We start from the raw sequence: 9827 nt of genomic DNA, 5'->3' as shown, positions 1-9827 counted from the left end.
GGCGTCCCCGACCACCTGACCGAAGGAGCATCCGATGCCCACCGCCCCCCAGGCGATCGCCGCCCACGCGGAGGTCCTGCGGTCCGATGCCCGCGTGCTCACCGAATGCGCCCAACGTCTACGGGAGATCGGGGCCAAGCTGGACGGAGCCGACACCGCCCCGCAGTGGCTGCGGGAGACCCTGAACGCCCACATCGCCGCCTGCGCCGCGGCCTCCGACGACCTGGCCGGAGCCGCGACCCTGCTACGCCTCTACGCCGACCGGGCAGGTCGCTGACGGGCCTGCGGGTTACCCGTGAACACGATGCGACGTTTCAATGCCGGATCGGGACGGAACGCATCATCATACGATCATGCGGAATCTGTGGCGGCGGTCGCGGGCGTCCACACGGCTGGGGCTGGTCTCGCTCGGGCTCACGATCCTCCTGAGCGGCTCGATCTACCTCATCATCGCTGCCGGAGGTCCTGAGTCGCTCGCCGTCGTGGCCAACATCGGGCAGGTCATCGGCCTCCCGCTGGCCGTGGTGAGCATCGTGGCGCCCTTCGTCATCGCTCGCCGCTCCACCGTGCCGGAGCCGGTGCGGGTGGCGCTGGCCCGCCAGATCCATCAACAGGAGTGCCAGGTGCGGGCCGCGTTGCTGCGTGGTGTCATCGCGGCCGATCTGTCCTTCGACGACACCGATCCCGCGGCCGCCGACTACGGCGCCGATCGCGGCCATGACAGCGACAGCCGGGAGCCAGAGGGCGGCGCGGTGGCGAGGTGGGTGTCGAAGAAGGCGGCGGGGCTGCTGTTCTGGCAGGAGACCGATCCCCTCCCGCCCCGGAACGGCGCCGGCGGGCCGCTGGCCGGACAGGGCACGCTGGCCAACGCCGCCGGTTATCTCTCGGCCTTGCCCGGCCAACGTCTGATCATCGTCGGGGAGCGGGGATCGGGCAAGACGATGCTCGTGATCCAAATGGTGATCGACCTGAACCAGGCCGTCCTCGACGACCCCGCCGCCGGCGGACCGGTCGCGATCCGGCTGAGCGCCGCCTCCTGGCCCACCGGCCGGCCGCTGGTCGACTGGCTGGCCGACCAGCTCGTCCTCGGCTACGCCATGTCCCCTCAGGAGGCCAGGCGCCTGGTCGCCGAGCACGCCGTCCTCCCGATCCTGGACGGCCTGGACGAGATGGACCCCGACCTCGTCCAGGCCGACGGCGGCGGCCCCGCCCCCGGCACCACCCCGGCGCCGGGCGACCAGGACGACGCCCCGGACAAGCGGGACGCCGCACCGGTGCGGGCAGCCGCGCTGATCGACGAACTCAACCGCTTCTACACCGGCGCGGTGTTCGGCCCGGTGGTGGTGACCACCCGCCCGGACCGTCACACCCAGCTGATCGAACGCGGCCTGCTGCTCGAACAGGCCCGTCAGATCATCATCCGGCCGCTCACCGTTCCGCAGGTCACCGACTACCTGCACAGGCGCTACCGTTACCAGCCCCGCCAGCACCACGCCTGGCAAGCCGTACTGGACCGGCTCGACCACTCCGGGCATGCGGGCGTGCGGGAGTTCCTGTCCACACCCTGGCGGCTGATACTGGCCACCAGCGCCATCGACCACGACCCCGGCCAGGCCGCCCAGCTCGTCCCTCACACCGACCGCCACAGCACGGAGACGGCAGCCCAGACCCGGCGGCGGCTGGAGGGAAGCATGCTGGCCAATTTCATCCCGGCCGCGACCGCGCTGACCCCCCGCGGCCGTGGCTCCTACACCCCCGAGCAGGTGGAGCGGTGGCTCACCGCGCTGGCCCGGCACCTGCGCTGGCAGGCCGACTATCTGCGGCACCACCCCGCCCCCAGGGGCATGTCCGAGGTCGACATCGTCCCGCACCTGCTGTGGCCGATCGGCGGCCTCCGCCTGACCCGTCTGCTGCACACCACAGCGCTGCTCGTCGGCATCGTCGCCGTCGCCGCCCTCGTCCTCACCCCGTTCCCACCCGCCCCCTGGCCCGACGGGACCCCTCGCTGGGTGTTAGGCGCCACCCTCGGGGCGTTGGTCCTCCCTTTCCTCTTCATCCGCACCGAGTGGCCCGCACCTCACATCGCCATGCGCAGCATCTCCGCCCCCGCACTCCAGGCCGGGCTCGGGGGCGGTCTCATCAGCGGACTCCTGACCGCGGGCTTGGCCGCGGTCGGAAGCCTCTTCGGCACCGTGAAGACCGAGCTCGTGCTGATGGCCGTATTCGGGATCGTGGGAGGGCCCGTCGGCGGGCTCGTGTTCGGGCTCATGGGCGGTCGAGGGTCGTGGAACCCGTCAGCCGATCTCGCCTCTCCTCGGCAGGCCGTCCGCCGCGATCTCGTGTTCGGGCTCGTGTTCGGATTCGTCTTCGGGACCGTGGGAGGGCTCGTGGGCGGACCGTTCGGATTCGTGTTCGGACTCGCATTCGTCATGCTCGCGGACTTTGCGTCCACGCAGGGATTCGCCCCGGGCGAGAGAGAAGACGAGGATCGCCTGTCACTGGTGATCACGATCGCGGTAGGTTTCGGGCTCATGGTCGCGCTCGGGGCCGGGGTCGATCCTCCGATGGGGATCCGGGCCGATCTCGGAGTCGGGCTCTGGTCCGGTCTCGTGGGAGGGCTCATGCTCGCGCCCGTGGGCGGGCTCACTGTGGGAAGCGGCGGCGCGTACTACGCGATCGGCATCATGCTCGCCGCCCTGCGCGGGCGGCTGCCCTGGCGGTTCACCGCGTTCTGCCAGTGGGCGTGCCAGGCGGGGCTCCTGCGGGTGGCGGGTACCGGCTACCAGTTCCGGCACCGCGAGTTGCAGTCCTGGCTCACCGATCACGGGTAGCCGGGCATGCGGTCCCCGGCCCGCCGACGCCTGACCCAGGCCCGGAAAGACGGATGGTCCCCGGCCCGCCGACGCCTGACCCGGACGCGGAGAGGTCGAGGCAGCGCGGCTCGACGGCGGCCGGAGGCCGCTCGGCACATGCGGTGGGGCAGCATGGAGGGGTGAGCGAGGGTACGAGCATGCTGGCGGAGCTGCTGACCGCGGGCGAGGTCGTGGTGCTGAGCGGGGCCGGGATCTCGACGGAGTCGGGGATCCCCGACTACCGGGGGCCGAGCGGCTCGTTGAAGCGGCGCACTCCGATGACCTACCAGGCGTTCGTCGGCGACGCGGCGGCCAGGCGGCGCTACTGGGCCCGCAGCTATGTCGGGTGGCGGGCGATGACCCGGGCGGCGCCGAACAGCGGCCACCACGCGGTCGCGCACCTCCAGCGGCGGGGCCTGGTGGCCGGCGTCGTGACGCAGAACGTCGACGGCCTGCACCAGGCGGGCGGCGCCCGGGCGGTCATCGAACTGCACGGCAGCCTGCACCACGTGGTCTGCCTGAGCTGCGGCGACTCGACCTCGCGGGAGGAGCTGGACCGTCGCCTGACAGAGGCGAATCCACAGTTCGGCGCCCGTGCCACCGCGGTCAACCCGGACGGTGACGTCGAGCTGGGCGACGCGGAGGCCGACGCGTTCCAGATGGTCGGCTGCCGGGCCTGCGACGGAGGGGTGTTGAAGCCCGACGTCGTCTTCTTCGGGGAGACCGTCCCGGTGGAGCGGGTGCGTGAGTGCTTCGCCCTCGTGGAGAGAGCACGCCTGCTCCTGGTCCTCGGGTCGTCGCTGACGGTGCTGTCGGGCCGCCGGTTCGTCCTGCACGCCGCGAAGCTCGGCATCCCCGTGGCGATCGTCAACCAGGGCCCCACCCGCGGCGACAGATACGCGACCCTCGCCATCGACGCCCCACTCAGCACAGTCCTCCCGGAGCTGATCCGTCTCGTCGACGTATGAGCCGTGACCACCGGCCCCGGCCCACCGGGAAGGCGCGAGACGGCCGCGGGCCCCGGCCGCCCGTGGACGTCCGGTGGACATCAGAGCTTGACGCGGGCCGCGATCGGCAGGTGGTCGCTGCCGGTGGCGGGCAGGGTCCAGGTGGCGACGGGAGTCGCCGCACGGGTCATGATGTGGTCGATCCGGGCGAGGGGGAGAGCAGCGGGCCAGCTGAACCCGAAACCCCCGTCCGCCGGGGTCATCCGGGAGATCACCGGGGCCAGACCACGGTCGTCGAGGGTGCTGTTGAAGTCGCCCAGCAGGACGACCCTGTCCAGCTCCTCCGCGGCGATGGCCGCGCCCAGCGCCACGGCGCTCTCGTCCCTCCAGTCGGAGCTGAAGCCGTCGGGCAGCCGGATACGGACCGAAGGCAGGTGAGCGACGTACACGGCGATGTCGCCGAGCGGCGTCCGCGCGGTGGAGCGCAGCCCACGGCTCCAGTCGCCCCCGACGCCCACCGGCCTGATGTCCACCGGCCGGGAGCCGGTAAGGGGATACCTGGACCAGAGCCCGACGGTGCCCACGACCGCGTGGTAGGGATGGCCGGGTGCGAGGACGGCCTCGTAGACGGGCAGGGCTTCAGGCGTCAGCTCCTCCAGCGCGATGAGGTCGGCCCCGGCTCGGGCCAGGACTCGCGCGGTTCCCCCGGGATCGGAGTTCTCGTCGCTGACGTTGTGCTGGAGCGCTGTCAGGTCGTGAGCCGCCCCGGGGTCGGCGGGCAGCAACCGCCCGCCGAAGATCGCGGCCCAGACCGCCGCGGGCAGCACCAGGGCCACCGTCGCGGTGGCCGAGCGGCGCAGCAGCGCCACGCCCAGCAGCACGGGAACAGCCAGGCCACCCCAGGGGAGGAAGGTCTCCAGCAGGCTGCCGAGATTGCCCACGGTGTTGGGCACGGCGGCGGGGAACGCCAGCAGCCCGGCCACCAGCACGGCGATCGACGCGAGGACCCACCCGCGCGTCCAGGGCGTCCGCCCTGGCCCCTCCCCACCCCAATGCCACCGGCCCATACGACACCGGCCTATACGACGAGCGCCCCTCCCGGCGGCGCTGCCCTTCCGGTCTCCGATGCTCATGCACCCGACCGTACGGGCCGCCGCCTGTCCCCGTGCACCACCCGACCGCGGGCCGGTTCAGGCCGTGAAGAACTCCACCAGCGCGGGGGCGATGGCGGCCGGGTCCACGTTGTGGGGCTGGCCCTCCAGCGTGCGGCGCCGCGCGTCGGGAAGCGCGGCGGCGACCGCCTCGGCGGCGTTGCTCATCCACGGGGTCGTGCCGCCGTCGATCACGAGCGTGGGCACCCCGACCGCGGCCAGCCGCTCGGTGGGCAGGGAGAAGTCACCGGTGATCGTGGCGTCGTAGACGAGAGTGTGTGCCAGCGCCTCCATCGACGACCAGAACGGCAGATCGCGCATCGGGGCGACGAACTCGGCGGGCATGCCCACCGCGTCGGTGAAGAACAGCTCCAGCATGTCGCCCCGGCGACCGTCGGCCAGGAGCTTGATCAGCCGGTCCCTGTAGTCCGCCGGCACGGCCGGGCGGCTGTCGTCGACGATGTAGGGCGTCTCCCAGACCACCAGCCGGGTGATGGCCAGCCCACGCGCCGCCGCCTCCAGGGCGATGATCCCGCCACCGGAAGTGCCGTACACCAGAGCCGATCCGCCGGCCTCGGCGATGAGGGCCTCGATGTCCTCATATTCGCGGTCGACGGCGTAGGGCAAGGTGTCGCCGCTGTCGCCACGGCCCCGCCGGTCGTAGTTGAACACGGTGAAGTCCTTGGCCAGCAGTTCGGCCAGCGGGGCGTTCACCGACCGGTCGGTGGGGCCGCCACCGATCAGGATGACCGCCGGCCCCTCCCCCATCCGGTCGAACACGATGGTGGTGCCGTCCTTCGAAATGACCTTGTTCATGGTGATCTTCCTCCGACTCCGGTTCCGGACCCCGCCGCGCGGCCGGGCCTGACGTGCCTCTGCCTACGCGTCGATCGGCGGACGGCTTTTTCGACAGGCCTCACGAATTTTTTTCGCGCAGGCGATGAGCGGCTCACCGCCGGCCCGTCCGAGGTCGAGATCCGCGGATCTTCGGACCCGCTCTACCGATCCGCCACGACGAGTACGGCCCGCACGACGGCGTCCGTGTCGGTGAGATCCTCCAGCACCAGCTCGGCACCGGCCTCCTTCAGGGCCTGGACATCGCTGGAACCGGTGGCGACGGCCACCACCCGCGCCCCGCCCAGGTGACCGGCGAGGACGTCGTTCGGCGTGTCCCCGACCAGCACGGTGTTGCGCATGGTGAAGGGCTCCCCGTACTTCCGGGCGGCACGCTCCTGCGCCAGGCCCACCAGCACGGCACGGTCCTCGTGGTCCATCCCGTAGGCGCCCACCTCGAAGTCCACGAAGTGCTCCAGCCCGAACGCCCTGAGCTTGCCGATCGCGAGAGGCTCCATGTTCCCGGTGAGCACCGACTGGACCACATCGCCCCGGCCCGCCAGCACGTCGAGCACCTCGCGCACCCCGGTCAGGACCCTGCCCCGCTCCGAGACCGCCGCCTCGTGAACGACGAACGCCTCGGCGAGGGCCGTCCCGAAGGACTCCAGAAGCCGATCCGACACCTCGACGCCATGCATCCGGAGCGTCTCCACCGTGATCGCCCAGTCGGTCCGCCCCGCCATGGCCGCGACCCGCTCCATCGACTGCCCGGTGACCGCACGGAAGGCATGGGCGTAGATGTCCCTGCCGATGCCATCGGCATTGATCAACGTGTGATCGATGTCCCACAGCACAAGCGTTCTCAGGGAGCCCACCTCCCGAGGATAACGGGGTTCCCCTTCCCTAAGGCGTAGCGAGGCTGGCCTGGTGGAAGACATCTGCGGGGAGAGGGTGCGCCAGCTGCCAGAGGACCTGCATCGGCCGATCACCCTCGGATGACACGTAGGTCATCGGTCCGGCGTAGAAGAACGGTGGGGCTCCGAGGGAGCCGTCCTCGTCTTTGCTCTCACGGAGGAAGAGGTGCACGGTCGAGCCGCCGTTGACGTAGCGCTGACCGGTCGGTGACGATGCGCGTGTGGTGCTCTGCGACTCCCAGTGGAAGAGCGTCGGGCTGATCGCGCGATCGTTGTACATGGTCGTCGGAGAGAATCCCTTCGACTTCCGCAAAGTGACGAAGAAAACGTCAGCCTCCGCCTCTGGCACCCACTTCACACCCTCGCGGACGTTACCGGGACGGTCCACGCCGAAGGCAGCCAGAGCTTCGTTCTTGGCATATCGAGCGTGAAGGCGCAGGGGTAAGCCCGCGACCTCCATGGTGACCCGGTGCATACGTTCCTCAAGAATGGATGCCACCTCACGTAGTTCTTCCCGTCGCTGAGGATGGATCTCCAGCAGGTTCAGCACCCCCTTCCCCGAGTCGAAGGGCACGTCGCCACCGAGCAGCGCAACATGCAACATGGCCAGCAGACGTTGATCGTCCGTTGAATCGTCGCGGAGCAGTGCCAGCCGTACCGGGTCATCGACGTGCAGTAGACGCCCGATTGCCCGACCGAGCTTGCGGTCGGCATCGTCCTCCACAACGGGACGGTTCTCAGCACGGCGACGCAACTCGGCCCAGCCTCCCTTAGCGGACCGGTAAAGGTCCTCCAGCTCAAGACCAGTCTCTTCCAGAAACCCTGCCAGCGAAATTTCGGGCATCGAGCGGAGTTCGGTGACGAGATCCTTCCATGGCAGACGGAGGGCGCGGCGCACGTTGGCGAGGACCATCTCGGTCACCACGCTGTCGAGTTGGAGATGACACCCGGCAGGGAGTGTTGGGTTCGGCAACGCCTCGGGGAGCCTACGCCGGGGCAACCCGGTGAGTGCACGCAACCGCAGGTCGAAGCGGAATTCGGCGCGCTGGTGGCCAACGAAGTCCAGCGCAGTGAGACACGTCTTGTTCGGGTCACGACGCAAACCACGACCGAGCTGCTGCAGAAAGACCGTGGCGCTCTCCGTAGGACGCAGAAATAGGACGGTATCCACCTCGGGAATGTCCACACCTTCGTTGAACAGGTCAACGGTGAACAGCGCGTTGACCTCCCCCTTTCTCAGGCGGTGTACGGCGAGGCGACGCTCATCAAGTGGCGTATCACCAGTCACGGCCAAGGAAGGGATGCCGTGCTTGGTGAACTGGTCGGCCATGAATCTGGCATGTTGAACGCTCACGCAGAAGCCGAGCGCCCGCATCTCACCAGGGTGCGCGATCTTGTCCTGTACGGCCTGCAAGATAAGGCGTACTCGGGCGTGGTTCCCGGTATATAGCTCGCTGAGAGCCACCTCGTCGTAGTGTCCGCGTCGCCACGTCACGTCAGCCAGAGAGACTTCGTCGTGGATGCCGAAATAGTGAAACGGAGCGAGAAGCTGCTGTTCAAGGGCCTGCCAGAGTCGCAGCTCGTAAGCGATCCGCCCGCCGAAGAACACACCGACATCGACCCCATCGGTGCGCTCAGGGGTAGCAGTCAGACCGAGAAGATACCGCGGCTGAAGATGTTCAAGCAGTCGCCGATACGTGGGGGCCTGAGCATGGTGGAACTCGTCCACAATCACCATGTCGAACCGGGCCGGGTTGAGCTCATCGAGATTGATGTTGGCCAGCGACTGAACTGAAGCGAAGACATGCCGCCACTTCTTCGGTCGGTGCCCAGCGACAAGCTTCTCCCCGAACTCCCCATCGCGGAGCGTCTGCCGGAAAGTAGCCCGGCTCTGGTCCAGGATTTTCTCTTGATGAGCGACGAACAGTACGCTGTCGACCTTGCCTGCAGCAGCAAGTCGGCGATAGTCGAGTGCAGCAATCACTGTCTTGCCGGTACCAGTGGCCATGACAACCAAGTTGTGCATACGGCCATGCACCTCACGCTCGGCTTCCAACTCTTCCAGTGCCTCCGCCTGATACCAACGCGGGAGCACATCCAACGTGGCGATCTCCAAAGGCAGATCAGTTGGAGTTGACCCACCCTCGCGCTTGAGCGCCTCAGCTAGCCGAGACCCGTCGCGAGCCGGGTCATAGTCCTCAAACGCCGGGTCGGCCCAGTACTGCTCGAACGTGGCAGTGAACGTCGAAAGCAGATGGGCCTGTTCAATCTGGGTGAGCCGCACGTTCCACTCCAGACCGTCCAACTGCGCGGCCTTGGAGAGGTTGGATGAGCCTACGTAGGCAGTCGAGAAGCCGGTGTGCCGGTGGAACATCCATGCTTTGGCGTGAAGTCTCGTGCTGTGCGTCTCGTAAGAGATCTTGACCGTGGCACCAAGGGCAACCAAGCGGTCCAGCGCGGCCCTGTCCGTAGCGCCGATGTAGGTCGTAGTGATCACTCGCAGCTCACCGCCTCTGGCAATGAACTCCTTGATCGACCCTTCGATGAGACGCAGGCCGTACCACTTGATGAAGGCGCAGATCAGGTCCACTCGATCAGCAGTCGCAAACTCACGCTTAACTTCAGTGCCAATGCTCGGCTGACCTCGCCCGTTCACGAGGAGAGCACTGGCGGACAGTGGGATCTCCGGCCTGGTCCGTGGCTCCGGCCGTCCAGGAATCCCCGATGGCCTCCGCACCTCGGTAAGCAACTGCCCGGGCTGAACGATCCTTTCCCCTTCATCCTCGGTGTCGAGGAACTCCCTGATGATCGCTTCGGCGATGTGGTTCGCTCGACCGATCTGCTGTTCAGGAGTCTTGGCCGCGCGTAGGGCGTGACGGGTCAGAGCGGCAATGTGCCGGATGAGATAGTCCTCCGCATCCGCCTGATCGATGGAGGTTACCTCCACGAGCTCGCCTGGAACTGCGCGTAGACGTCGGTCGAGGGCATGCGTGACGAGTTGCTCATAGACGCCAGGCGTGAGATCACTCATAAGCCGGAACTCTAAATGACTCGACTCCAGTACTCGACACGACGAAGCGGGCAAATCGGGCGCTTAGCTCTCACGCGCCACTGCCTCTACCCGCACGT

At 68.3% G+C, this 9827-nt stretch carries 7 protein-coding genes; 3 read left to right on the top strand and 4 right to left on the bottom strand.

Annotated features, from left to right (window positions below; translation table 11 throughout):
* Positions 1–34: 34 nt before the first annotated feature.
* The 3 genes from J2S55_RS20190 to J2S55_RS20180 all read left to right on the top strand — a co-directional run bounded on the left by J2S55_RS20190 (position 35) and on the right by J2S55_RS20180 (position 3820).
* Complete coding sequence (locus tag J2S55_RS20190) at positions 35–277, top strand: hypothetical protein (protein WP_306863266.1); 243 nt, start codon at positions 35–37, stop codon at positions 275–277.
* 76 nt (positions 278–353) lie between these two features.
* Positions 354–2831 (top strand): NACHT domain-containing protein, encoded by a 2478-nt coding sequence (locus J2S55_RS20185; protein WP_306863263.1) that lies wholly within the window; start codon positions 354–356, stop codon positions 2829–2831.
* 179 nt (positions 2832–3010) lie between these two features.
* The gene (locus J2S55_RS20180; protein ID WP_306875496.1) at positions 3011–3820 is read left to right on the top strand and encodes an NAD-dependent protein deacetylase; all 810 of its coding nucleotides are present in this window, start codon (positions 3011–3013) and stop codon (positions 3818–3820) included.
* Positions 3821–3900: 80 nt separating this feature from the next.
* On the opposite strand, the gene J2S55_RS20175 is transcribed toward J2S55_RS20180, so the two are convergent.
* The 4 genes from J2S55_RS20175 to J2S55_RS20160 form a co-directional block, all read right to left on the bottom strand.
* Complete coding sequence (locus J2S55_RS20175) at positions 3901–4866, bottom strand: endonuclease/exonuclease/phosphatase family protein (RefSeq protein WP_306863260.1); 966 nt, start codon at positions 4864–4866, stop codon at positions 3901–3903.
* Between the two features lie 123 nt (positions 4867–4989).
* Positions 4990–5766 carry an alpha/beta fold hydrolase gene (locus J2S55_RS20170; RefSeq protein WP_306863257.1) on the bottom strand — a complete coding sequence of 259 codons (777 nt, stop codon included), beginning with the start codon at positions 5764–5766 and terminating at the stop codon, positions 4990–4992.
* Positions 5767–5948: 182 nt separating this feature from the next.
* A complete protein-coding gene (locus J2S55_RS20165) occupies positions 5949–6659 on the bottom strand; it encodes a haloacid dehalogenase-like hydrolase (protein ID WP_306863254.1) in 711 nt (236 codons plus the stop codon).
* Positions 6660–6687: 28 nt separating this feature from the next.
* Positions 6688–9729 (bottom strand): DEAD/DEAH box helicase, encoded by a 3042-nt coding sequence (locus tag J2S55_RS20160; RefSeq protein ID WP_306863251.1) that lies wholly within the window; start codon positions 9727–9729, stop codon positions 6688–6690.
* Positions 9730–9827: the final 98 nt, after the last annotated feature.

Source organism: Streptosporangium brasiliense, from assembly GCF_030811595.1.
Taxonomy (GTDB): Bacteria; Actinomycetota; Actinomycetes; order Streptosporangiales; family Streptosporangiaceae; genus Streptosporangium; species Streptosporangium brasiliense.
The sequence above is the reverse complement of the archived record's forward strand: the minus strand, read 5'-3'. Positions and strand labels throughout refer to the sequence as shown.

Bases quoted from the DNA above. Each gene is read 5' to 3' on its own strand.
- J2S55_RS20190 (WP_306863266.1), top strand. From the start codon at position 35: ATGCCCACCGCCCCCCAGGCGATCGCCGCCCACGCGGAGGTCCTGCGG.
- J2S55_RS20185 (WP_306863263.1), top strand. From the start codon at position 354: ATGCGGAATCTGTGGCGGCGGTCGCGGGCGTCCACACGGCTGGGGCTG.
- J2S55_RS20180 (WP_306875496.1), top strand. From the start codon at position 3,011: ATGCTGGCGGAGCTGCTGACCGCGGGCGAGGTCGTGGTGCTGAGCGGG.
- J2S55_RS20175 (WP_306863260.1), bottom strand. From the start codon at position 4,866: ATGGGCCGGTGGCATTGGGGTGGGGAGGGGCCAGGGCGGACGCCCTGG.
- J2S55_RS20170 (WP_306863257.1), bottom strand. From the start codon at position 5,766: ATGAACAAGGTCATTTCGAAGGACGGCACCACCATCGTGTTCGACCGG.
- J2S55_RS20160 (WP_306863251.1), bottom strand. From the start codon at position 9,729: ATGAGTGATCTCACGCCTGGCGTCTATGAGCAACTCGTCACGCATGCC.